Origin of the sequence: Nocardia sp. NBC_00565 (assembly GCF_036345915.1) — a bacterium.
Taxonomy (GTDB): Bacteria; Actinomycetota; Actinomycetes; order Mycobacteriales; family Mycobacteriaceae; genus Nocardia.
The window spans coordinates 900,867-924,516 of record NZ_CP107785.1 but is presented as its reverse complement, the minus strand read 5'-3'; the positions used below and the strand labels follow the sequence as shown (position 1 = coordinate 924,516).

Annotated in this window: 18 protein-coding genes and 3 rRNA genes; 4 read left to right on the top strand and 17 right to left on the bottom strand. The window is 64.6% G+C overall.

Annotated elements, in window-relative coordinates:
- Positions 1-33 precede the first annotated feature (33 nt).
- The 3 genes from OG874_RS04575 to OG874_RS04565 all read right to left on the bottom strand — a co-directional run bounded on the left by OG874_RS04575 (position 34) and on the right by OG874_RS04565 (position 2,130).
- Positions 34-849, bottom strand: a complete 816-nt coding sequence (locus tag OG874_RS04575; protein WP_330253876.1) for an inositol monophosphatase family protein — start codon at positions 847-849, stop codon at positions 34-36.
- Between the two features lie 7 nt (positions 850-856).
- Positions 857-1,588 carry a bifunctional 1-(5-phosphoribosyl)-5-((5-phosphoribosylamino)methylideneamino)imidazole-4-carboxamide isomerase/phosphoribosylanthranilate isomerase PriA gene (gene priA, locus OG874_RS04570; protein WP_330253875.1) on the bottom strand — a complete coding sequence of 244 codons (732 nt, stop codon included), beginning with the start codon at positions 1,586-1,588 and terminating at the stop codon, positions 857-859.
- Between the two features lie 92 nt (positions 1,589-1,680).
- Entirely contained in the window at positions 1,681-2,130 is a 450-nt protein-coding gene (locus OG874_RS04565) for a MarR family winged helix-turn-helix transcriptional regulator (RefSeq protein ID WP_330253874.1), read from the bottom strand.
- Between the two features lie 68 nt (positions 2,131-2,198).
- Between OG874_RS04565 and OG874_RS04560 the strand changes: the two genes are divergently transcribed.
- Positions 2,199-2,750, top strand: coding sequence for a nuclear transport factor 2 family protein (locus OG874_RS04560; protein WP_330253873.1), 552 nt, complete (start codon positions 2,199-2,201; stop codon positions 2,748-2,750).
- 426 nt (positions 2,751-3,176) lie between these two features.
- Complete coding sequence (locus OG874_RS04555; protein ID WP_330253872.1) at positions 3,177-4,481, top strand: DUF2786 domain-containing protein; 1,305 nt, start codon at positions 3,177-3,179, stop codon at positions 4,479-4,481.
- 101 nt (positions 4,482-4,582) lie between these two features.
- Here OG874_RS04555 and rrf read toward each other — a convergent pair.
- From rrf to hisD, 7 genes are all read right to left on the bottom strand, one after another.
- Positions 4,583-4,699: ribosomal RNA gene (gene rrf / locus OG874_RS04550) — 5S ribosomal RNA — on the bottom strand.
- 138 nt (positions 4,700-4,837) lie between these two features.
- A 23S ribosomal RNA gene (locus OG874_RS04545) occupies positions 4,838-7,969 on the bottom strand.
- A gap of 335 nt (positions 7,970-8,304) precedes the next feature.
- Positions 8,305-9,823 (bottom strand): 16S ribosomal RNA (locus tag OG874_RS04540).
- Together the 16S, 23S and 5S rRNA genes form the textbook arrangement of a ribosomal RNA operon.
- A gap of 463 nt (positions 9,824-10,286) precedes the next feature.
- The gene (gene hisH / locus OG874_RS04535) at positions 10,287-10,922 is read right to left on the bottom strand and encodes an imidazole glycerol phosphate synthase subunit HisH (protein ID WP_330253871.1); all 636 of its coding nucleotides are present in this window, start codon (positions 10,920-10,922) and stop codon (positions 10,287-10,289) included.
- Positions 10,919-11,533 carry an imidazoleglycerol-phosphate dehydratase HisB gene (hisB, locus tag OG874_RS04530; RefSeq protein WP_330253870.1) on the bottom strand — a complete coding sequence of 205 codons (615 nt, stop codon included), beginning with the start codon at positions 11,531-11,533 and terminating at the stop codon, positions 10,919-10,921. The genes hisH and hisB overlap by 4 nt, the downstream gene beginning before the upstream one ends.
- A 23-nt stretch (positions 11,534-11,556) precedes the next feature.
- Positions 11,557-12,690, bottom strand: a complete 1,134-nt coding sequence (locus OG874_RS04525; RefSeq protein WP_330253869.1) for a histidinol-phosphate transaminase — start codon at positions 12,688-12,690, stop codon at positions 11,557-11,559.
- The gene (hisD, locus tag OG874_RS04520) at positions 12,687-14,024 is read right to left on the bottom strand and encodes a histidinol dehydrogenase (RefSeq protein WP_330253868.1); all 1,338 of its coding nucleotides are present in this window, start codon (positions 14,022-14,024) and stop codon (positions 12,687-12,689) included. The genes OG874_RS04525 and hisD overlap by 4 nt, the downstream gene beginning before the upstream one ends.
- 187 nt (positions 14,025-14,211) lie before the next feature.
- Here hisD and OG874_RS04515 point away from each other — a divergent pair, with 187 nt between their 5' ends.
- Complete coding sequence (locus OG874_RS04515) at positions 14,212-14,865, top strand: Uma2 family endonuclease (RefSeq protein WP_330253867.1); 654 nt, start codon at positions 14,212-14,214, stop codon at positions 14,863-14,865.
- A gap of 89 nt (positions 14,866-14,954) precedes the next feature.
- Here the strand turns inward: OG874_RS04515 and OG874_RS04510 are convergent, their stop codons facing one another.
- Both OG874_RS04510 and OG874_RS04505 read right to left on the bottom strand, forming a co-directional pair.
- Positions 14,955-15,242: a putative quinol monooxygenase gene (locus OG874_RS04510; RefSeq protein ID WP_330253866.1), complete on the bottom strand. Its 288-nt coding sequence runs from the start codon at positions 15,240-15,242 to the stop codon at positions 14,955-14,957.
- Between the two features lie 30 nt (positions 15,243-15,272).
- Positions 15,273-16,169, bottom strand: a complete 897-nt coding sequence (locus OG874_RS04505) for an aldo/keto reductase (protein WP_330257173.1) — start codon at positions 16,167-16,169, stop codon at positions 15,273-15,275.
- Here OG874_RS04505 and OG874_RS04500 point away from each other — a divergent pair.
- Positions 16,110-16,658, top strand: coding sequence for an MmyB family transcriptional regulator (locus tag OG874_RS04500; RefSeq protein ID WP_330253865.1), 549 nt, complete (start codon positions 16,110-16,112; stop codon positions 16,656-16,658). The two genes, OG874_RS04505 and OG874_RS04500, sit on opposite strands and share 60 nt — an antisense overlap.
- Positions 16,659-16,879: 221 nt before the next feature.
- Here OG874_RS04500 and OG874_RS04495 read toward each other — a convergent pair whose 3' ends face one another.
- The 5 genes from OG874_RS04495 to OG874_RS04475 all read right to left on the bottom strand — a co-directional run bounded on the left by OG874_RS04495 (position 16,880) and on the right by OG874_RS04475 (position 23,616).
- Complete coding sequence (locus OG874_RS04495) at positions 16,880-18,514, bottom strand: serine/threonine-protein kinase (protein ID WP_330253864.1); 1,635 nt, start codon at positions 18,512-18,514, stop codon at positions 16,880-16,882.
- A 98-nt stretch (positions 18,515-18,612) separates the two neighbouring features.
- A complete protein-coding gene (locus tag OG874_RS04490) occupies positions 18,613-20,358 on the bottom strand; it encodes a penicillin-binding transpeptidase domain-containing protein (protein WP_330253863.1) in 1,746 nt (581 codons plus the stop codon).
- An 81-nt stretch (positions 20,359-20,439) separates the two neighbouring features.
- Positions 20,440-21,300, bottom strand: a complete 861-nt coding sequence (locus OG874_RS04485; protein WP_330253862.1) for an arylamine N-acetyltransferase family protein — start codon at positions 21,298-21,300, stop codon at positions 20,440-20,442.
- Between the two features lie 85 nt (positions 21,301-21,385).
- Positions 21,386-22,387, bottom strand: a complete 1,002-nt coding sequence (locus OG874_RS04480; RefSeq protein WP_330253861.1) for an alpha/beta hydrolase family protein — start codon at positions 22,385-22,387, stop codon at positions 21,386-21,388.
- Positions 22,388-22,407: 20 nt separating this feature from the next.
- Positions 22,408-23,616 carry an MFS transporter gene (locus tag OG874_RS04475; RefSeq protein WP_330253860.1) on the bottom strand — a complete coding sequence of 403 codons (1,209 nt, stop codon included), beginning with the start codon at positions 23,614-23,616 and terminating at the stop codon, positions 22,408-22,410.
- Positions 23,617-23,650 lie beyond the last annotated feature (34 nt).

Here is a 23,650-nt window from a genome sequence, read left to right as displayed (position 1 = left end):
TCACCCTTCTTCGAAGTCTCTTGTCGCGCGGCCTCACGCATCGTCGACGACCGTGCAAATCATTTCGAGCAGTTCCTCGTGCACTCCCGGCGCGGCGGCCAGCACCGAACCCGAGGTGATGGTCCACGGCTCGCCCGCCAGATCGGTGACGACACCGCCCGCCGCCCGCACCAGCGCGACACCCGCGGCGTTGTCCCACGGATGATGTCCGAAGACGATCGCACCGCCGAGCACGCCCGACGCGGTGAACGCCAGGTCGATTCCGGTGGAGCCGTGCATGCGCACCCGCGAGGACAACCTGCTCAGCGGGCTGAGCAGATCGAATCGGAACCGGCCCGGAATGCGCCCCGCGGAGTCCACATTGAACGCGCCGAAGCCGATCATCGCCTCGCCGAGCTTCCCGCGCGGCAGCCGCGGCAGTGGTTCGCCGTTGAGCAGCACCGCACCGCCGGCGGCCGCCGCGTAGCGCTGGCCGAGCAACGGCAGCCAGGTCAACCCCAGCAGCGGCTCCCCGTCGTGCACCAGCGCCAGCAGCATGCCCGAAAGCGGGTGTCCCGATGAGTAATTGAAGGTGCCATCGATCGGATCGAGCACCCACGCCGTGCCGGAGGTGAGCTGCGGTCCGCCGAATTCCTCACCATGCACCTCGATTCCGGTGCGCTGCTCGAGCTGTGCGGAAATGGTGCGCTCCAGCTCCAGATCGAGTTCGGTCGCGAAGTCGTTGCGGCCCTTGGTCACCGCGCTCGGCGCGCCGACCCCCTCGACGAAACGGGGACTGGCCGCATCGAGGATGTCGCCGGCGACGGCGAGCAGGGCCGGTAGTTCGGTGTCGAGGCGGTTGGCGGTCATCGAATCGTCAGCGCGTCGCGGCCAGCGCCTCGGGCAGCGTGAAGCGGCCCGCGTACAGCGCCTTGCCGACGATCGAACCCTCGACGCCCTCCGGGACCAGTCCGGCGATCGCGATCAGATCCTCGATGGTCGAGACACCGCCGGAGGCGATGACCGGCGCATCGGTGGCGGCGCACACCTCGCGCAGCAGATCCAGGTTGGGGCCGGTGAGGGTGCCGTCCTTGGTCACGTCGGTGACCACGTAGCGCGAGCAGCCGTCGCGTTCGAGCCGCTCGAGCACCTCCCACAGGTCGCCGCCGTCGCTGACCCAGCCGCGCCCGCGCAGCCGGTACTCACCGTCGATGATGCGCACGTCCAGGCCGACGGCGATGCGCTCACCGTGCTTGGCGATGGCGCCGGCGCACCACTGCGGATCTTCCAGCGCGGCGGTGCCGAGGTTGACCCGGGAGCAGCCGGTGGCCAGCGCGGCCTCCAGGGATTCGTCATCGCGGATGCCGCCGGACAGTTCCACCTGCACATCGAGTTCGCCGACGACCTTGGCCAGCAGTTCCCGATTGGAGCCACGCCCGAAGGCCGCGTCGAGATCGACCAGATGCACCCACTCCGCACCGGCTTCCTGCCAGGCGAGCGCCGCGTCGCGCGGGGAGCCGTAGTTGGTTTCGCTGCCCGCCTCCCCCTGAACCAGGCGCACGGCCTCTCCATTGGCGACATCGACAGCAGGTAGCAGCACAAGACTCACGGATGCAGTTTAGTAGCCCGGTCCACGCGCCCCACCTCCGGCCTGCGACTTCGCTATCTGCGCAAACGCGGCGACGATCATCGCGGAAAGCGTCAGTCGGCGTGTGCGCGCAAGATACGGGTGAGCAGCCGAACGAGTTCGCCGCGGTCCGCGGACGACAGGTCGGCGAGTAGCTCGTCCTGCGCGCCGGCGATCCGGACGTCGAGATCCGCGAGGTGGCGGGTGCCCGCCTCGGTGATGGTGACGATATTTCGGCGGCGGTCGCCGGGATCGGGGCTGCGTTCAATGAAACTTCGTTCGGCCAGGTCATTCAGAGCGGCCACGATGTCGCTGCGATCGATGCGCGTGCGCCTACCGAGGTCGGCTTGGCTGGCCGGTCCGAAATCGCTGAGGGTCACCAGCAGGGAGTAGTGGTAGCGACGCGATCCGGTGCTGTCCAATGCGCGCTCGGTCGCCCGGTTGGCGATGACGGCCACCTGATTCACCAACCTCGTCGGCAAGGCTCGCAGCCGGCCGGGGGCGTCGTCGTGCGCGTATTCCATGGGAGCAATGTACCAACACTTGTTGGTGTCACCCACGTTTTGCTATTGTTGGACTCACCAACATTGGAGTGACCAATGTTCAGCTCGAAAGGCTCGAAGCGATGAACAAGATCGGCCGCATCCTTGCGCCGCTGACCGCGCTGCCACTGGTGCTGCTCGCCGCCTGCGCGACAACAGTCAACCAACGGCAATTGCGAGAACTGGTGGACCGCAACGAGATCAATGCACTGGTCGACAAGTTGGGCCGCGCTTTGGACGAGGGACGATACGACGACCTGGGCGCGATCTATACCCTCGATGCGATCGCTGAGACCCCCGGCGGGTTGGCGGAGGGGCGCGCCGCGCTCATCGCGCAGGCCGGCCGCAATCACTCCGACGACAAGCGAATTCAGCACTTCATCAGCAATGTGATGGTCGATCTGCGGGGCGACACCGCCGAGGTCAGGGCGAATCTCATCGCCACTTTCACTCCGGCCGCGGCCGCCGAGCCGAGGATCGCGCCGGAGCCGCAGTTCACTCTCGGCGAGGTCTACCGCTTCGACGCGGTCCGCGCCGCCGAGGGCTGGCGACTGTCGCGAGTGCAGACGACGCCGCAGTGGTCCACCGGCACGCGCCCATGAGTCACGCCATTGCGAGAACCCGTACGCGATAACCGCGCCAACGACTCGGGTACATCGCGAAAGATATTGGGGTACAGCAAGATCGTCTCGGTGCGGGCCGCCGCGAACGCAAAGCTCGCGACCGTGGCGTACACCCCGACGACGGTCAGCGGAACCGTGACGGATTTCATGACGACCTCCTCGTCACGACCGTAGGCCCGGGAATCGGCGCGGCGGATCCGGATGCATCCCCCATATCCGTCCGGACCGAGTCAGGGTGTTCCGGAGAATGGCGAACTCGACCGCGTGACACTGCGATCGTCGGACAGCTCACGGCCCCATCGGCGGTCGACGGGCTTCGTAAAATATGGTCGGTAGTCGGGTCGGAGAGTGCGCTCATGCTGCAAGACCTACATGCACCGTCGAACGACAAGAGGGGCGTTGATCATGGGCAAGCCGAATCGCCGACATCGGGCGGCCAAGCAGCGGGCGCGGCACGGCGGTTCCGACTTCTGGGCCGCGCAGGGGGCGCACGACCAAGCGCGGCAACCGGCCGCAGAGCAGTTCGCCAACGCCATCATGGCTGCCGCGATGGAGTCGGCGCAGGGAAACCCGGGCGTCGCCAAACGGTTCGCCACCCAACTTCCCGGCAGTGGATCGCTCACACCCGAGTTGGAACACGGTGCGCGCCTGGCAGATCAGCACATCATCACGAGAGTCTTCCAGAACGGCTGGTTGCCGGAGGACATCCACCAGGCCGCACGGCGCCGCGTCGATCCGTTCGCGGTCGGCTTACTGACCGACGTGATGGCCGCCTACATCCAGCCCTTCGGACTCGCCACCATCGACGAGACCTGGCGTGCACAGCTCGCCGAGCTGAAAGCCGACGCATGGTGGTCCGAATCGGAACCACATCTCGGCCAGTGGGCGGCACAACAGCTGTTGACCCCGGCGGAAGCGCTGACCACCGTGATCGAGGCGCTGGCGCTGTTGATTCTGCTGCCGAAGCTGGAACTCATCAAGCCGTTGCCCGGCACGGCCCGGCCGGATGCCGGCGCACACCATCACGTCGATGAGAAGGTGCTGGGCCGAGTACGCGGGTTGCTCGCCAAGGCCGAGTCGACATCCTTCCCGGAGGAGGCGGAAACCCTGTCGGCCAAGGCCCAGGAGCTGATGACCAAGTACGCCCTCGATCGGGTGCTGGTCGATGCGAACACCTCCGTCCCCGATCTGCCGGGTGTGCGCAGAATCTGGCTGGAAACTCCGTACGTCGACGCCAAAGCGCACCTTGTCGAAGTGGTCACCCGGGCCAATCGCTGCCGCGCGATCTTTGCCTCGGCGTGGGGATTCATGACCATCGTCGGCGACGAGGCGGACCTGGAGGCCGTCGAGCTGTTGACCACGTCGCTGCTCGTCCAGGCGACCAGGGCGATGATCGCGAGTGGCGACCACACGCGCAACGCGCACTCTCGGAGCCGTTCGTTCCGGAAGTCGTTCCTCATCGCCTACGCCGCTCGAATAGGTGAGCGGCTGGCAGCGGCGACCGAAACCACGATCGCCGAATCCGCTGATCCCACCCGCCTATTGCCGGCACTGGCCTCCCATCAGCAGCAGGTCGATGAAGCCTTCGAGAACCTCTTCCCCGAGGTGCGGGCCGGTCGCATTTCCATCGGCAGCGCCGCAGGCTGGGAAGCGGGGCGCGCCGCCGCCGATCGCGCGCAGCTCGCCGCGCGACGCCCGATCAGGAAGTAACTGGGTTGTGTCGCAGTGGATTCCGGCGCTCGCCCGGAACCACGGGTGATCCAGAAACGACGAAAGCCCCTGACCGAAGTCAGGGGCTTTCGTGAAGGATGTTCCGGCGGTGTCCTACTCTCCCACACCCTGTCGAGTGCAGTACCATCGGCGCAGGTGGCCTTAGCTTCCGGGTTCGGAATGGGACCGGGCGTTTCCCCACCGCTATAGCCGCCGTAACTCTATGAAACTATCCACACAACAGCGCTGACACAAAAACCGACAACCCCAAAAGAAAAAAGGGGTTGCAGACCTTGTGTCTGCCGCAGTGTCTGTGTGTTGTTTCAGATACCGCACAGTGGACGCGTAGCTTCTTTGTTGGTAAGTCCTCGGCCGATTAGTACCAGTCACCTACACCCGTTACCGGGCTTCCAGTTCTGGCCTATCAACCCCATGGTCTGTGGGGGGCCTTAACCACTCGAAGGTGGTGAGAAACCTCATCTTGGAACAGGCTTCCCGCTTAGATGCTTTCAGCGGTTATCCCTTCCGAACGTAGCTAACCAGCAGTGCCCTTGGCAGGACAACTGGCACACCAGAGGTTCGTCCGTCCCGGTCCTCTCGTACTAGGGACAGCCTTCCTCAAGTTTCTGACGCGCGCGGCGGATAGAGACCGAACTGTCTCACGACGTTCTAAACCCAGCTCGCGTGCCGCTTTAATGGGCGAACAGCCCAACCCTTGGGACCTACTCCAGCCCCAGGATGCGACGAGCCGACATCGAGGTGCCAAACCATCCCGTCGATATGGACTCTTGGGGAAGATCAGCCTGTTATCCCCGGGGTACCTTTTATCCGTTGAGCGACACCGCTTCCACTTGCCGGTGCCGGATCACTAGTCCCGACTTTCGTCCCTGCTCGAGCTGTCACTCTCACAGTCAAGCTCCCTTGTGCACTTGCACTCGACACCTGATTGCCAACCAGGCTGAGGGAACCTTTGGGCGCCTCCGTTACATTTTAGGAGGCAACCGCCCCAGTTAAACTACCCACCAGGCACTGTCCCTGAACCAGATCATGGTCCGAGGTTAGAAGTCCAATACGATCAGAGTGGTATTTCAACGACGACTCCACACACACTAGCGTGCATGCTTCACAGTCTCCCACCTATCCTACACAAACCGTACCGAACACCAATACCAAGCTATAGTGAAGGTCCCGGGGTCTTTTCGTCCTGCCGCGCGTAACGAGCATCTTTACTCGTAATGCAATTTCGCCGAGTCTGTGGTTGAGACAGCTGAGAAGTCGTTACGCCATTCGTGCAGGTCGGAACTTACCCGACAAGGAATTTCGCTACCTTAGGATGGTTATAGTTACCACCGCCGTTTACCGGGGCTTAAATTCTCAGCTTCGCCATTACTGGCTAACCGGTCCTCTTAACCTTCCGGCACCGGGCAGGCGTCAGTCCGTATACATCGTCTTACGACTTCGCACGGACCTGTGTTTTTAGTAAACAGTCGCTTCTCACTGGTCTCTGCGACCCCACCCAGCTCCCACCGCAAGGGTGTTCACCAGACAAGGCCCTCCTTCTCCCGAAGTTACGGAGGTATTTTGCCGAGTTCCTTAACCACAGTTCTCTCGATCGCCTCAGTATTCTCTACCTGACCACCTGTGTCGGTTTGGGGTACGGGCCGTGTACCAACTCACTAGAGGCTTTTCTCGGCAGCATAGGATCACTGAATTCACCTCAATCGGCTACGCATCACCTCTCAGGCACATGCTGTGCGGATTTACCTACACAACGCCCTACAGGCTTACACCAGTACAACCACTGACTGGCCCAGCTACCTTCCTGCGTCACCCCATCGCTTGACTACTACAGCAAGGGTCGTATGCAGCCACATCTCTTCACCCGAAGGTGATAGGTCCGCTTTTGGATACTTAGCACCACTGATTCGCCATTGGGCGCGGATACACGGGTACGGGAATATCAACCCGTTGTCCATCGACTACGCCTGTCGGCCTCGCCTTAGGTCCCGACTCACCCTGGGCGGATTAACCTGGCCCAGGAACCCTTGGTCATTCGGCGGACGAGTTTCTCACTCGTCTTTCGCTACTCATGCCTGCATTCTCACTCCCATAGCCTCCACAACTAGCTCACGCTGCTGCTTCCATGGCTATAGGACGCTCCCCTACCCACCCCAACCACTGCACCACCCCCCGTAAGGAATGGCGGATGTATTGTTGGAGTGCCGCGGCTTCGGCGGTGTACTTGAGCCCCGCTACATTGTCGGCGCAGAATCACTTGACCAGTGAGCTATTACGCACTCTTTCAAGGGTGGCTGCTTCTAAGCCAACCTCCTGGTTGTCTTCGCGACTCCACATCCTTTTCCACTTAGTACACGCTTAGGGGCCTTAGCCGGCGATCTGGGCTGTTTCCCTCTCGACTACGAAGCTTATCCCCCGCAGTCTCACTGCCGCGCTCTCACACACCGGCATTCGGAGTTTGGCTGATTTCGGTAAGCTTGTAGGCCCCCTAGACCATCCAGTAGCTCTACCTCCGGTGTGAAACACGCGACGCTGCACCTAAATGCATTTCGGGGAGAACCAGCTATCACGGAGTTTGATTGGCCTTTCACCCCTACCCACAACTCATCCCCTCAGTTTTCAACCTAAGTGGGTTCGGGCCTCCACGACGTCTTACCGTCGCTTCACCCTGGCCATGGGTAGATCACTCCGCTTCGGGTCTAGAACACGCGACTCAAAACGCCCTATTCGGACTCGCTTTCGCTACGGCTACCCCACACGGGTTAACCTCGCCACATGCCACTAACTCGCAGGCTCATTCTTCAAAAGGCACGCCATCACCCACCCAACCGAAGTTGGCGCAGGCCCTGACGGATTGTAAGCGCACGGTTTCAGGTACTATTTCACTCCCCTCCCGGGGTACTTTTCACCTTTCCCTCACGGTACTAGTCCGCTATCGGTCACCAGGGAGTATTCAGGCTTACCGGGTGGTCCCGGCAGATTCACAGCAGATTTCACGGGCCCGCTGCTACTCGGGCATCATCCACAACAGCCGTTGAGTTTTCGCTTACCGGACTATCACCGTCTATGGCAGGCCGTTCCAGACCACTTCAACTAACACAACGGTTTCTGACTGTCGCCCAGACCGGCAGATCTGAGAAGAATGACCCCACAACCCCAAGAACACAACCCCTGCCGGGTATCACATGCCCCTGGTTTAGCCTCATCCGCTTTCGCTCGCCACTACTCACGGAATCACTATTGTTTTCTCTTCCTGTGGGTACTGAGATGTTTCACTTCCCCACGTTCCCTCCACACACCCTATATATTCAGATGCGGGTAACACGACATCACTCGTGCTGGGTTTCCCCATTCGGAAATCCTCGGATCTCAGCTCGGTTGACAGCTCCCCGAGGCTTATCGCAGCCTCCTACGTCCTTCATCGGCTCCTGGTGCCAAGGCATCCACCGTACGCTCTTAAACACTTACTAACAAAGATGCTCGCGTCCACTGTGCAGTTCTCAAACAACACACAAAACCGAGCTTCGATCACCACCATGCCCACCACTGTCTCCAGCAGCGCGGTCTGCGTAACCACCCGGTCTCGTCGTTATCTTGCCTAAGAGGAAACACTCGCGTGTTCTCTCAGGACCCAACAGTGTGCCGATATATTCACCACCAATTCTCCACTGAGGAAGAACCATCCGGCGCGAAACTAGTCAGTGTTCCACCCATGAGCGTCCGCAGCCCCACAAACGAGGACTAAACGGTCTCTGCCAGGCACGATTCAACCTGTGTTGAACGGCTCTGGAGAAGTGCTCCTTAGAAAGGAGGTGATCCAGCCGCACCTTCCGGTACGGCTACCTTGTTACGACTTCGTCCCAATCGCCAATCCCACCTTCGACGGCTCCCTCCCACAAGGGGTTAGGCCACCGGCTTCGGGTGTTACCGACTTTCATGACGTGACGGGCGGTGTGTACAAGGCCCGGGAACGTATTCACCGCAGCGTTGCTGATCTGCGATTACTAGCGACTCCAACTTCACGGGGTCGAGTTGCAGACCCCGATCCGAACTGAGACCGGCTTTAAGGGATTCGCTCCACCTCACGGTATCGCAGCCCTCTGTACCGGCCATTGTAGCATGTGTGAAGCCCTGGACATAAGGGGCATGATGACTTGACGTCGTCCCCACCTTCCTCCGAGTTGACCCCGGCAGTCTCTCACGAGTCCCCGCCATTACGCGCTGGCAACATAAGATAAGGGTTGCGCTCGTTGCGGGACTTAACCCAACATCTCACGACACGAGCTGACGACAGCCATGCACCACCTGTACACCGACCACAAGGGGGCCTACATCTCTGCAGGTTTCCGGTGTATGTCAAACCCAGGTAAGGTTCTTCGCGTTGCATCGAATTAATCCACATGCTCCGCCGCTTGTGCGGGCCCCCGTCAATTCCTTTGAGTTTTAGCCTTGCGGCCGTACTCCCCAGGCGGGGTACTTAATGCGTTAGCTACGGCACGGATCCCGTGGAAGGAAACCCACACCTAGTACCCACCGTTTACGGCGTGGACTACCAGGGTATCTAATCCTGTTCGCTACCCACGCTTTCGCTTCTCAGCGTCAGTTACTTCCCAGAGACCCGCCTTCGCCACCGGTGTTCCTCCTGATATCTGCGCATTTCACCGCTACACCAGGAATTCCAGTCTCCCCTGAAGTACTCTAGTCTGCCCGTATCCCCTGCAAGCTCACAGTTGAGCTGTGAGTTTTCACAGAAGACGCGACAGACCGCCTACAAGCTCTTTACGCCCAGTAATTCCGGACAACGCTCGCACCCTACGTATTACCGCGGCTGCTGGCACGTAGTTGGCCGGTGCTTCTTCTACAGGTACCGTCACTTGCGCTTCGTCCCTGTCGAAAGAGGTTTACAACCCGAAGGCCGTCATCCCTCACGCGGCGTCGCTGCATCAGGCTTCCGCCCATTGTGCAATATTCCCCACTGCTGCCTCCCGTAGGAGTCTGGGCCGTGTCTCAGTCCCAGTGTGGCCGGTCACCCTCTCAGGTCGGCTACCCGTCGTCGCCTTGGTAGGCCATTACCCCACCAACAAGCTGATAGGCCGCGGGCCCATCTCGTACCGATAAATCTTTCCACCACAAGACATGCATCCCATGGTCATATCCGGTATTAGACCCAGTTTCCCAGGCTTATCCCGAAGTACGAGGCAGATCACCCACGTGTTACTCACCCGTTCGCCGCTCGTGTACCCCGAAGGGCCTTACCGCTCGACTTGCATGTGTTAAGCACGCCGCCAGCGTTCGTCCTGAGCCAGGATCAAACTCTCCGTTGAAGACTCTTGAAACAACCCCAAAAGGGCGAATCAGAAGAATTAACCAGAGTCCGAAAACCTTGGCAAAATCAAACGCCAGCAAAAAATATTTGCTGACAAAAATGTCCGACCCACCCAAACGGGGGTTTGAGGAGCCGGAACCAAATAAAACATTTGGCACTGACATTCATCGACACACTATTGAGTTCTCAAAGAACACACGCACACACTTCCACGCCGGAGTTGATCCGGAACTTCAGTGAGGCAACTTTTCAAGCTTAGCCCAGCCGCTCTCGAAGACAAAATCCGAGCTCGTCCGAACTAGTGTGAGTGTCAGGCGCTCCTCGTACTACCTCGTTTCCCAGGCCCTCCGCTCAGTGTTTCCACTGGGCTTCGCGGCTCCGGGTCGGTGTCCGTGTCGCTCTGACTTGGATAAAGTTACTTACCGGCGTGCATGATGTCAAATCGCCTGGCCAGCGGGTGTTTACAGCGAGTTCACCCAATTACGGAGCAACTGTGCGCCCGCATCACCGGACTTTTCGGGATGAAACTGCGTCGCCGACAGTGGACCGTTCTCGACGGCCGCCAGGAATGGGACACCGTGTTCTGCCCACGTGAGCTTCGGCGAAGCGAAGTGCTCGCTCGGCGGGAGGTCCCAAGTCTGCGCGGCATAGGAATGCACGAAATAGAAACGCGTGTCGCGATCCATCCCCGCGAACAAGACACTGTCGGTCGGCGCCGACACCGTGTTCCAGCCCATATGCGGGAGAACGGGAGCGGACAGCCGCTCCACGACACCCGGCCATTCCGCACAACCATCGGTCTCGACACCGAACTCGACGCCGCGCTCGAACAGGATCTGCATGCCGACGCAGATGCCGAGCACCGGACGAGCACCAGCCAGACGCTGGCCGATGATCCGTTCGCCCTTCACCTCACGCAGCCCCGCCATGCACGCGGCGAATGCTCCGACACCGGGGACGACCAGTCCATCGGCGGCGAGCGCGATGCCGGCATCGGCGGTCACCTCGACAGTGGCGCCGGCCCGGATCAGCGCACGCTGGGCCGAGTGCAGATTGCCGGAGCCATAGTCGAGCAGTGCGACAGTTTTGTCGGTCACAGCGTTCCCTTCGTCGACGGCACACCGCTCACCCGCGGATCCAACTCGACAGCGGCGCGCAACGCCCGTGCCACCGCCTTGAATTCGGCCTCGGTGATGTGGTGCTGGTCGCGGCCGTACAGCACGCGCACGTGCAGCGCGATACGGGCGTTGAGCGCGATCGACTCGAAAACGTGCCGGTTGAGCACGGTGGAATACGGTGCGCCGGGGCCCGAACCGGGGATCACCGCGTGCAGCAGGTGATCGGGTTCGCCGGTGTGCACGCAGTACGGACGGCCGGAGACGTCGACCGCGGCGTGCGCCATGGTCTCGTCCATCGGAATGAACGCGTCACCGAATCGACGGATGCCGGCCTTGTCGCCCAGTGCCTTGCCCAGCGCCTGGCCGAACACGATGGCGGTGTCCTCGACGGTGTGGTGCGCCTCGATCTCGATATCGCCCTCGGCGCGGACCGTGAGATCGAAGCTGGCGTGTGCGCCGAGCGCGGTCAGCATGTGGTCGTAGAACGGGACACCGGTGGCGATATCGGTCTTACCGGTGCCGTCGAGATCGAGCTCGACGACGATATTGGATTCCTTGGTGACGCGCTCCACCCGCGCGGTGCGATTCATAGTTGCTGCCTCCACAGGCGGATTCATCGGACGGTGCGGTCGGTGTCGGCCAACGTGGCGCTGACGCGCAGGAATTCATCGTTCTCGGCGGCGAGACCGATGGTGGCGCGCAGATATCCGGGGATGCCGACGTCGCGGATCAGCACGCCGCCGTCCAGATAGTGCTGCCAGGCGCGGGGGGCGTCGGTGAAGCGGCCGAAGAGCAGGAAATTCGCGTCGCTGGGGATGACATCGAAGCCCGAGCCGCGCAACGCTTCCGCGACCCGGTCGCGCTGCGCGGCCAATTCGGCAACGCTGGCGAGGGTTTCGTCGGCATGCCGCAGAGCCGCACGCGCGGCGGCCTGGGTGACCACCGACAGGTGGTACGGCAGCCGCACGAGCAGCATCGCGTCGATCACCGCGGGGGCGGCGACCAGGTAGCCGAGGCGGCCGCCGGCGAAAGCGAAGGCCTTGCTCATGGTCCGGGTGACGACGAGTTTCGTCGGGTACCGATCGATCAGGGCGATCGCGCTCGGCTCGGCGGAGAATTCGCCGTAGGCCTCGTCGACGACCACGATGCCGGGCGCCGCCGCCAGGATCCGGGCCAGATCGGCCTGCGGAATGCTGTGCCCGGTCGGGTTGTTGGGGCTGGTCACGAAGACCACATCGGGGCGGCGCTCGCCGATGGCGGTCAGCGCGTAGTCGATATCGAGGGAGAAATCGGCATTGCGCTTGGCCTCGACCCACTCGGTATCGATGCCCTCGGAGATGATCGGGTGCATCGAGTACGACGGCACGAAACCCAGTGCACTGCGGCCTGGTCCGCCGAAGGCCTGCAGCAGCTGCTGCAAGATCTCGTTGGAGCCATTGGCCGCCCACACATTCGCGGTACTCACCGCGACACCGGTCTGGCGGGTCAGGTATTCGGCCAGGTCGGTGCGCAGCGCGACGGCATCGCGATCCGGGTAGCGGTGCAGGTCGGCGGCGGCCTCGCGAATGGACTCCGCGACATCGTCGACGAGGGCCTTGCTCGGCGGGTGCGGGTTCTCGTTGGTGTTGAGTTGCACCGGGACGCTCAATTGTGGTGCGCCGTAAGGCTTTTTGCCGCGCAGGTTATCGCGCAATGGTAGGTCGTCCAAGCTGACGCCGGAACCGGGCACGGTGATCTCGGGGGTCATGCCAGGGCCTCGAATCGCGCCTGCACGGCCTGGCCGTGGGCGGGCAGATCCTCGGCATTGGCCAGGGCGACCACGTGGCCGGCGACGTCTTTCAGCGCGGCCTCGGTGTATTCGACGACGTGGATGCCGCGCAGGAAGGTCTGCACGCTCAGTCCCGAGGAGTGCCGGGCGCAACCGGCGGTCGGCAGTACGTGATTGGAGCCCGCGCAGTAATCACCCAGGCTGACCGGGGCGTACGCGCCGACGAAAATCGCTCCGGCACTGCGTACCCGGGCCGCTACGGCGGGGGCGTCGGTGGTCTGGATCTCCAGGTGTTCGGCCGCATAGGCATTCACGACTCGCAGGCCCTGCTCGATATCGTCGACGAGTACGGTGCCGGACTGCTTGCCGAACAGCGCCTCTCGCACTCGGTGCGCGTGCTTGACCACGGTCAGCTGTGTGCTCAGCGCCGCATCGACCGCGTCGGCCAGTTCGGCGCTATCGGTGACCAGCACGCTCGCCGCGAGCACATCGTGTTCGGCCTGGCTGATCAGATCGGCGGCGACGTGCACCGGATCGGCGGTGGCATCGGCCAGGATCGCGATCTCGGTGGGGCCCGCCTCGGCGTCGATGCCGACCAGGCCGCGGCAGAGACGCTTGGCGGCGGTCACATAGATATTGCCCGGACCCGTGATCAGGTCGACCGGCTCGAGCTGATCACCATCGGTATCGAGGCCGCCGTAGGTGAGTAGCGCGATGGCCTGCGCGCCGCCGACCGCCCACACTTCCTCGACCCCGAGCAGCTGTGCGGCCGCCAGGATGGTCGGGTGCGGCAGTCCGCCGAACTGCTCCTGCGGGGGCGAGGCCACCACCAGCGAGTCGACACCCGCTGCCTGCGCGGGCACCACATTCATTACGACGCTCGACGGATACACCGCATTGCCGCCGGGAACATAGAGGCCTACCCGCTCGACCGGCACCCACCGCTCGGTGACCGTACCGCCGGGCACGACCTCGGTGGTGGTATCGGTGCGTTGCTGATCGGCGTGCACCTTGCGGGTCCGCTCGATCGCGACCTCGAGTGCGGTACGCACGGCCGGATCGAGTTGCTCGAGCGCGGCATCCAGCTGAGCGGCGGGCACCCGCACGCTCGCCGGGATCACGCCGTCGAACTGCTCGCTGAATTCCATCGCCGCCGAGACGCCGCGATCCCGAATCGCCTCCACCACCGGCCGCACCTGATGCAATACCGAGTCCACGTCGACTCCCCCGCGCGGCAGCGCGGTGCGCAGCTCGGCAGCGGAGGGAGTACGGCCGCGCAGATCAACGCGGGCGAGCTCGATGCGGGATGTCATGAGGTCTGCGATCCTGTCTGTCCTGATCCTTGGACGCCGGTCCCCCGACGCCGAGCGGTCGGTATCCTCCGCTCCGCTCCAGGTACCAGCCTATCGGGCGCGTGCCACCGGTTATCCGCTGCGGTCCGCCCCGACGCCCGTTTCGGAAACATCGCTCCCCGGCGACGAGCCTGACTACGATGGCGGCATGTCCATTCCGCACGTTCAGCGGCCCGACCTCCCGGAATACATGACCTGGGAGGAGCTGGAGCGACTTCCCGAGGAGATTGCCGAGCAGATCGAGCTGTGGGATGGACGGGTGGTGTGGGTTCGGCGTGGGCCTTCCGAACACCAGGTCTTCATGGGACGTCTATGGGCGGCTCTCGAGCGTTGCGCACATAAGGATATGTCGGACCAGCCGCAGCACTGCTGGCGAGCCGGTTTTGAAACAAACATTTTCCTCGGACGCACCGGCAAGTCCGATTTCATGACACCTGACTTCCTCGTGCACCGCTGCCTCGAATCGCCTTACCAGGATGTTCGTGGCGGCGATGTCCTGTTGGTCGGCGAAGTCTTGTCCCCCTCGAACACCCAGACCGACATCGAAGCGAAGAAAGGTCGCTACGCGAGCGCCGGAATTCCCTGGTACTGGGAAGTGCATCTGGCTCGCGAGGCGAGTGCAATCGCCATCGTGCGCGCCTACGCCCTGCAGACAAGACCTGGCGAGCTGCCGGACGGAGTTCACCCGCTGCATTCGGCCAACTACCTCCTGGCAGGTGAATGGACCCTCGACAGTGCCGACAGCATCGAGATCGACTTCCCGTTCCCGATTCAAATCCCCTGGAGCGAACTCGAATACTGATCGCTTGGGGCAGGCGAGGCGGCAGAGTTCGGGCAGAGACCGTGTGCTCTTCGGTCGCCTGCGCCGGGTGATCGGGGCAGGCGAACCGGTCAGGCGGCGACGAGGCGTTTGATCACCATGGGCTCGGCGAGGATTTGCGCGAGCACGTCGCGGACGTGAAAGAAGTGCGCAGTGGTGAAGTGTTCGTCGAGGGCATCGGGGCCGGTCCACTCCTCGACCAGGACCATGCGAGATGGGTCGTTCGGGTCGGTGTAGGGCTGGTAGATGAGGCAGCCGGGTTCGGCGAGGGAGGGTTCGATCATCGCTTCGAGGGCGGTGCGGAGGCGGTCCTCCTGTCCGTTGGCAGCGCGGAATTCCGCGACCACGTGCAGTGTCATTTCGGCTTCCCTTCAAGAGTTTTCGGTCGATCAGGTGTTTGCCGGGCCGGTGCCCGCGCCGGTTTCGGTGAGGGCGGTGGTGATATCGGCGAGGTCGGTGGCGGTCAGTTCGAGTGCGCTCGCACCGATCCAGCCGTCGATCTGCGCGACGGTGCGCGCGCCGACGATCGCGCCGGTCACGCCGGGCCATGCGGTTGCCCAGGAGAGAGCGACCCCGGCGACACTCACCTCGTGTCGGGCCGCGATCGGGCGCAGTGCCTCGACCAGGGCCAGGTTGGCGGATAGGTTGGTGGTGAAGTCCGGGTGGCCGGAGCGCCAGTCGTCGGCGCTGAGCTTGCGGTCGGCGGTGAACGCGCCGGTCAGCAGTCCGGACTGCAGTGGCGAGTAGGCGATGACGCCGGTGCCGTTGTCCTTGGCCCAGGCGATCTCCGGGGCCGAGGAGCGGTTGATCGCCGAGAACGGCGGTTGGATGGCGTCGACGTGCGCGATCTGCTCGGCGGCGGTGAGCTGGGCGACATCATGGTTGGACAACCCGATGGCGCGCACCTTGCCCTCCTTCTTCAGATCTGCCATCACCTGCCAGTACTCCTCGAGCGGAGTGGCCGCACCGGAGGCCGTGCCGTCGGCGCCGTACACGAAGACCTCGCCGGTATCGGGCCAGTGCACCTGGTAGAGGTCGATGTGGTCGACACGCAGGCGGCGCAGCGAGGCCTCCAGTTCGCCGCGCACGATGTCGGGGCGCACGATCCGGTGCGGCGGTCCGGTGCGGTCGTCGCCCTCGTTCCAGACCAGGCCGGTCTTGGTGAACAGGTACGGGCGGTCCGGCTCGGGCAGGTCGGCCAGTGCCCGGCCGACCAATTCCTCCGCGTGGCCCAGACCATAGGCGGGCGCGGTGTCGAGCCAGCGGCCGCCGACGTGCCCGCCTATATCGTCGGCCGCGGCACGAACGTGCTCGCCTGGAATCCGCTGGCCGCCGCGCTCATCACCGACTTCGGCGCGCTACCGCCCCGCGGGCGCAATCTGGCCCGGCTGGTGTTCCTCGACGAGGGCATGCGCGAACTCTACGAGGATTGGGCAGCCAAGGCCGCCGACGTTGTCGCATACCTGCGCTTGGACCTGGCGCGCAATCCGGGCGATGCCGGAATCGCCGCGCTCATCGAGGAATTGAACGCGAACTCCGCCGACTTCCGCGACCTGTGGGAACGCCACGAGCTCAAGGACAAGACGCATGGGCGGTATGTGTATCGCCATCCGGTGGTCGGCAGGCTCGACCTGGGTTACGAAACCCTGCGCCTGCCCGACGATCCGGATCAGGCGCTGATCATGCACACCACCGAGCCGGATTCGCCGAGCGCCACCGCCCTTGCGCTGCTGGCGAATTGGGCGCAGACCTCGGTGCGGTCCGGTTCCCGGTAGACGACCGGTTGCCGCCCAACGGATTCGGATAACCCATGGTCCGGGAAGACCTCATCCGGAGGGTGACGCTGGTCGCTGACCGTGCGGTTTCCGCTCGGCCGAGCGCGCGCAGACGAGTTCGATCGCGGGCGCCTGGCACTGATGGCAATCGGGGCTGCAGATGGTGTTTCTGTTCACCGGTGAGCTGTTCGGCTGCGGCGCGATCGGACCCGCCGACGTGACTAGCGGGCGTCGCCGCTGCGGGTGTCGCTGTCGATCAACAGCTTTCCGCCGCTCGAGCTGATGACTCGCAGCATCAGCTGCTTGGTCTGTCCGTTGACGGTGAGGCTGGCCAGGCGCATATCGACGGAACCATCGGCGTTGTTCTTACGCGAGGGCGCATCGATATCGGAGAAGGTGTCGATGGTGCGCGAACCCCAGTACTGCTTGAAGGCCGACTCGCTTCCGTACACCTTCTGCGCCGCTGGCGTCAGCATCGACCACGACCCGGCGGTATTGCTGTAGAAGTCCACGACCAACTGGGCCGCCGGTCCGATATCGACCGTTCCGGTGCTGGGTGTCTGGCCGAGCACACCAGGAGTGGCCGCAACGCTGGTCCTGGACGACGCGGACGACGACGGCGGACTCGCTTGCACCGACGGCGTATTGGTGCCCGACTGATTCAGCGCCCCGATCAGGATGGCCGCGACGGCGACCACGGCACCGATCGTCGCACCGATCAGGACGGCCTTGCGCTTGCCACCGGACTTACGCCGCACGGGTCGCGGCTGCTGCGTGGTCCTCGGATGCGCCGCCGTTCTCGGATGCGCGTCGGAGTTGTTGGGGCGCGCCGAGTTTCTCGGCGGCGGCGCTGGACGCGGTTGCCGCTCGGTCGGCTGATACTCCGGCATCGGATTCGCGGGCGGCCGCAACGCTCGGGTGGCGGACTCGCCGCGTCGCCCGAAAGCCTCACTGGCGGGGACGAATCCGGCGTGCACCGGCGCGGAACCGGAGTCGGCCAGCGCGGACAGGTGTTCGCGGGCCGCGCGCATGGTCGGCCGGTCGGTGGGTTCCGGACTGAGCAGATCCAGCAGGAAGTCGGTTGCCGGGCCCGCGTGGCGAGGTTCGCTCACCTGACCGTTGGCCGCGGCGTACAGCACCGCGAGCGGGTTGGCACTGGCGCCGTACGGCGGTTCGCCCTCCAGCGCATGGAAAAGGGTTGCCCCCAGGGCGAATACGTCGGCGGCGGGTGTCGGGTCGGAACCGCGGGCGACCTCCGGCGCGAGATAGGCGGCGGTGCCGCAGATCAGGCCGGTCTCGGTGAGGGTGACGTCACCGGTGGCGCGCGAGATGCCGAAGTCGGTGATCTTCACGGTGCCGATGTCGTCGAGCAGGATATTGCCGGGCTTGACGTCGCGGTGCACGATCCCGGCGTGGTGCGCGGCGATCAGCGCCGAGGCGACCTGTTCACCGATCCGCGCGACCTGGCTCAGCGGCAGCATGCCCTGCGCCGAGATCACCCCGGCCAGGCTCTTGGACTTCAGGTACTCCATCACCAGACATGGATCACCGTCGTGTTCGGTGATATCGAAGACCACGATGGCATTTGGATGCTGGAAGCGCGCGGCGTTGCGGGCCTCGCGGATCGCGCGCTGTCGCACCACATCGCGTTCGGCCTCGGGCAGGCTCGGCTTGATGTGGATCTGCTTGACCGCGACCGAGCGCTGCAGGCGTTCGTCGATGGCACGCCAAACTACACCCGTGCCGCCGCTACCAATCCGCTCGACCAGGCGGTAGTGCTCCGCGATCAATTGACCGGTATCGATGGCGCCTACTCCGAACCTTCTTGAAATCGTGACATCACGCGTATTGACCATCAACGCGTGCCGTCAACGAGTGTAGCGGGGCGCAATCCTCGGCACGCGGCTGCGGGGGTATATTCGCCGCCCACAACGCGCCGAGGGCTGACGTGGTGCTACTTCAATGTCGCACGAAGCATACGGCCTGCGGCCTCCACGGCCGGACCCGAGCTGTTCGCATCGCTCACGAACACAGCAAAGGCCAGGTCACCGTCGATTCCGACGAACCAGCCGTGCGCGTGTGTGTCATCGATGTACTCCGCGGTACCCGTCTTGCCGATCAGGCCGGGGATATCCCGCAACGCGGTCGCGGTGCCGCCGGTGATGGTCTCGCGCATCATCGTCTTCAGCTGCTCGTCGATGGTCGGCGGCAGCGGTGCGGGTGTGTGGTCGGCGACGCCGGGTTGGCCGTTGACGACCATCGGCAGCGGCATGGATCCGTGGGCGATGGACGCGGCGACCAGCGCCATACCGAACGGTGATGCCGTCACCTTGCCCTGGCCGATGCCCGACTCCACGCGCAACGCCGGGGTGTCGGCGGTCGGCACCTTGCCGGTGACGGTGGTCAGGCCGGGTGTGACGAAGTCGATGCCGAGGCCCAGTTGTGCCGCGGCATCGGTGAGGCCGTTCGGTGGGAGATTCACCGCGAGCTGGCCCATCGTGGTGTTGCAGGACTGGGCGAACGCCGTGTGCAGCGCGATGTTGCCGAGGTCGAAGTTGTTGTCGTTGGGGATGCGGCGGCCCTCGATATTCGCGGTGGCCGGGCACGGCAGCACGGTGTCCGGCGTGACCGCGCCGGCTTGCAGTGCGGCGGAGACGGTGACGGTCTTGAAGGTCGAACCGGGTGGGTACAGGCCGGTGAGTGCGATCGGTCCCTGTGCGTCGGCGGTCGCGTTCTGGGCGACGGCGAGCACCTTTCCGGTGGAGGGTTGCAGTGCGACGATCGCGGCGGGCTGGGTAATCGGCGTCAGCGCGTCCTCGGCGGCGCGCAGCAGATCGGTGTCGAGGGTGGTCACGATGTCCGGGGTGGGTTTCGGGTCCTGGCCGGCGACGCGTTCGGTGCCCTCGGCGGTCTGCGCCCGCACCGCCCAGCCCGCGGCCGCGTCGGCGGAGCTCTGCCACAGGTCGGCCAGGCCGGACAGCACCGGGGAGGCGAGCGATTTGTCGGTGGCGAGCAGGCGGGTCTGCGGGGCGAGGGTGACGCCGGGAATCGCCGCCAGTGCCGTCTGGATCGGTGCGATGTCGGCGTCGCGCAGGGCGATCGCGGTGATCGACTTGCCCTGTGCCGACGTCAGATCTGATTGCAGCGACGGCGCGGTGATGCCGACGGCGGCAGGGGCGAGCACGGCGGCGAGCGCCGCGGTATCGGCCCCGGGAGCGACGTTCACCAGAGTCACCACCTGCTGGGTCATCAACTCACCACCCGATGATTCGAGGATCCGGGCGGGCTTCGGATAGGAGGTGCCGTAACTCAGCGGGCCGAGGGCGAGACCGGGCGCGATGGCGTTGGGATCCCACTTGATCTTCCAGCCGTCGCCGTCATCGCCGGCGGTGCCAGTGGTGGTGTAGCTCCACTCGTTCTTGTCGAGCTTCCAGGTGGCGGCGAGGGTGAAGGAGTTCTTGTCGACACCTCGGACGTCGAACTTCACGTCCTTGCCGAGCCCGTCGTAGAGGTTGCCCAACGCATCCGATGCCTTGGCCGGATCGTCGGTGAGTGCGGCGGCCGCGGCGACGTCGTCACGGCTGAGCGCGTCCGCGAACTGCCCGGCGACGCTGTCGGGCTGGTCCGGTCCGGAGCTGCAGCCGGCGAGTACCAGGGCGGGGGCTGCGAACAGGACGAGGAGATTCCGGTATGCGCGCACCCGGCCGACTCTAACCGCCGACGGCGACGAGCCTGGGTGGCACGCACGGACGCCACGACATCTGTCGCACCTCTTATCGGATCAGTTGAGCCAGGGGGCCTTCGCGAGGGCGGTCGCGTCGGGTTCGGTGAGATCGATGTCGAAGATCTCGGCGAGGATCTTGGGTAGTTCGGCGGCTTCGAGTTCGCGGGTTTCGCTGGATCCGTCGGGGTATTCGGTGATCAGGGTCAAGCCGTCCAGGACGTGATGTACGTCCGGGAGGAAACGCTGCACGAACGGTCGCGTGGTGAACGGTGAACGCGCGGACGTGGAGACGAAGTGGTTGCCGACGGCGAAATCGATGCGGTACTGCGGGTTCAGCGAGAAGGTGTAGCGGTCGATCCAGCCGTCGCGGCCGAACTGGTGCAGCACCCACAGGTCGCTGTCGAGTTCGCCGGTGGTGTGCTGGAGCCGGAAGCGCCAGTCGCCGAGCGCGAATTCGCCGCCTTCGACCAGTTCGTAGGGCGCGAGCGGTCCGGAACCGAAGCCGACGTCCACCAGCCACACTCGATCGTCGTCGCTGGTGGTGACGCGCAACAGGGCGTGCGTGGCGGGGCGCAGGCCGCCGGGCGCGCCCATCGTGACCCGACCACTGAGACCGGTGACGCCGAAACCGAGCCGCTCCAGGGCGGCGGCGAACAGACCGACGTTCTCGTAGCAGTAACCGCCGCGACGTTGCCGAACCATCTTGTCCTGCAACGTTTCCAGATCGAGTGGGACGGGGCGGCCGAGGATGGACTCCAGATTCTCGAACGGCATCGTGGTCGTGTGCGCGTAAACGAGCGCCCGCAGCGTAGCGAGGGTCGGAGTGCGCTCGCCGTCGTAGCCGATGCGGGCGAAGTAGGCGTCGAGATCCAGTTCCTCGCCATTCCAGTGGTAGGCGGGGTCGTTCGGCTCGGTCATCGCGCCTCTCCTCGTTGTAGTCCTGTTCGAATGAACCACACCTGACCGGAAGGTGTTCCACCGTGTTGCCGAAAGCTGGGTGGTTTCATGCCGCGCATTTGGCATCGGCCGGCGGCGCGGGAGCGGTGACGATGCCGTGTGCGACATCGACCAGATAGTCGCGGTCAGGCCCGTCGACGGGCTCCGCGCCGATGAGCAGTCGCTCGACGACGCAACCGCCCTCGAAGAACGCGGGCCCGACGCTGTGATCACCCGGGACCACGGTGCCGTTCAGGTCGCGTCCGGTGACGATGGTGTACACCGAGGTGGGTTTGCCCGCGGCCAACAGTCCGGCACGCATCTCCAAGCTCGCGGGGTACGGCACCACGTCGTCGCCGGTGCCGTGCACGAGGAAGGCGCGTTTCATACCCATCCGGGCGGCCAACAGCACGGGTGAGCGTTCGGCGTAGGCCTGCGGGCAGACCGTCGGTGCGCAACCGCCGGCGTCGCGTTCGATCTGGCCGGGCAGGGCGGGATCGACAACGGCGGAGCCGAGCCACATGGTGAAATCGTCCGCGGGACCGTAATTGTCGACCCAATAGTCGAAGAGCCCCTGCGGACCATGTGCCGCCGCGAGTCCGCTCATGGTGCCGCCCTGGCTCCACCCCCACAGCACGGTGCGGCCGATCCCGGGATGCTCGTTCTTGTACCACTCGGTGGCGGTGACGATATCGCGCCAGCCCGCCCACAGGTTCCAGTCGCCCGGCCGCCAGACGCTGGTCGCGCTGCGGGCGTCCATGGACAGGATCGGGGTCCCGGTGCGGCGGGCGATCGAGGTCAGATATCCGGCGTAGTCGGCGGAGGTGCCGTCGTGGCCATGTACAGCGGCCACCAGATCGTGCGGCGGCAGATCGCCTGCCGCGCAATGATATGGCTCGTACACCCGGCCGGTGGCGTCCTCACCGTCCACCGTCAAGGTCACCGGCCGCACGTCCACCTGGACCGCGCACTCTGGTTCGGCCGAAACGGCCGGTGCGGCAAGACTTGTCGTCGACACCGCAGTCAGCAGCGCACAGCAGACCGTCAACAGTAGGTATCCGCGCCTCATCTTGGAATCATGACATGTTGCTATCGCTGTCCGGTCGTGGCGGCGGCGCGCGTCGCGACGAAGACCGCGCCCGCCACCGCGGCTGTGCCGACCACGCCGGCGAATGTCGCCGCGCCCGCAGTCAAACCGATTGCGTCACTGAGGAATCCCGTCGAGAGCGGGAGTACCGCGGCGGGCAGGTAGCCGCCGACATTCTGAGCCGCGTTGGCCTCGGCGAGCCGATCGGCGGGCACGCTCGCGCTGATGGCGGTGAGACCGCCGAACTGGCCCATGCCCTGGCCGATTCCGGCGAGCACCGCGGCGGCGGCGAACAGCGCGATCGACGACAGCAGCAGCGCCGAGACCAGGGTGATCATGCTGAGCAGGGTGGCCGCCGCGCCGCCGAGCAGGATGGCACGCAGCCGCAGCCGCCGCACCGCGAACTGGATGCCGGTCGCGCCGAGGAACATCATGAAGGCCAGTCCGCCCGCGATCACCCGGTTGGTGGCACCCAACAGGTTCGACAGCAGCGATGGCCCGAGCGAGAGCACGAACGACGTCGCGGTGATGCCCGGCGCGAAAACCGCGATGCCGAACAAGACCGCGGTGCGTCCGCCGGGCGCGACGGCGGGGATGCGGATCCACGGGCCGCGCGCACCCGCGCCTTTGGGCAGGTCGAGCCGCGCCACCACCACGAAAGCCGAAGCGAGCAGAACGATCTCGACGACGAAGATGGTGACGGTCGGCCCTGGCACGGTCTGCGACAGCACACCCGCCAGCAGCGGACCGAAGCCCGCGCCGAGCACCATCGCCGATGACGCCGCCAGTGCGGCGAGACGTTTGCGTTGCGGACCGCCGACATCGGTGACCGCCGCCATACCCGCCGAAACGGCCGCGCCGACCGCGATGCCGGTGAGCAGGCGCGCGATCGCCAGCACCGCAACCGAATTCGCGGTGGCGAACAGGACGCACGCGAGCATGACGAGGACCACCGCGGGCAGCAGCACCGGCTTGCGGCCGATGCGATCCGAAACCACGCCCGCCACCAGCAGCGCACCGAGCAAACCGACGATGTAGCAGGCGAATACGGCCGTCAGCGTGCCCGAGGAGAAGCCGAACTGGTGCTGCCAGACGACATACAGCGGAGTTGGCGCGTTCGAGAGCACGAAGACCGCGAGCACGGGCCAGGCCGCCAGCCAGACCGAACCGTTGTGCTGTGTGGTTTCCGGCGATGCCGTGCGTGTTGTCATACCGACCTCCGATAGTTCGAAATTTCTCGTACTT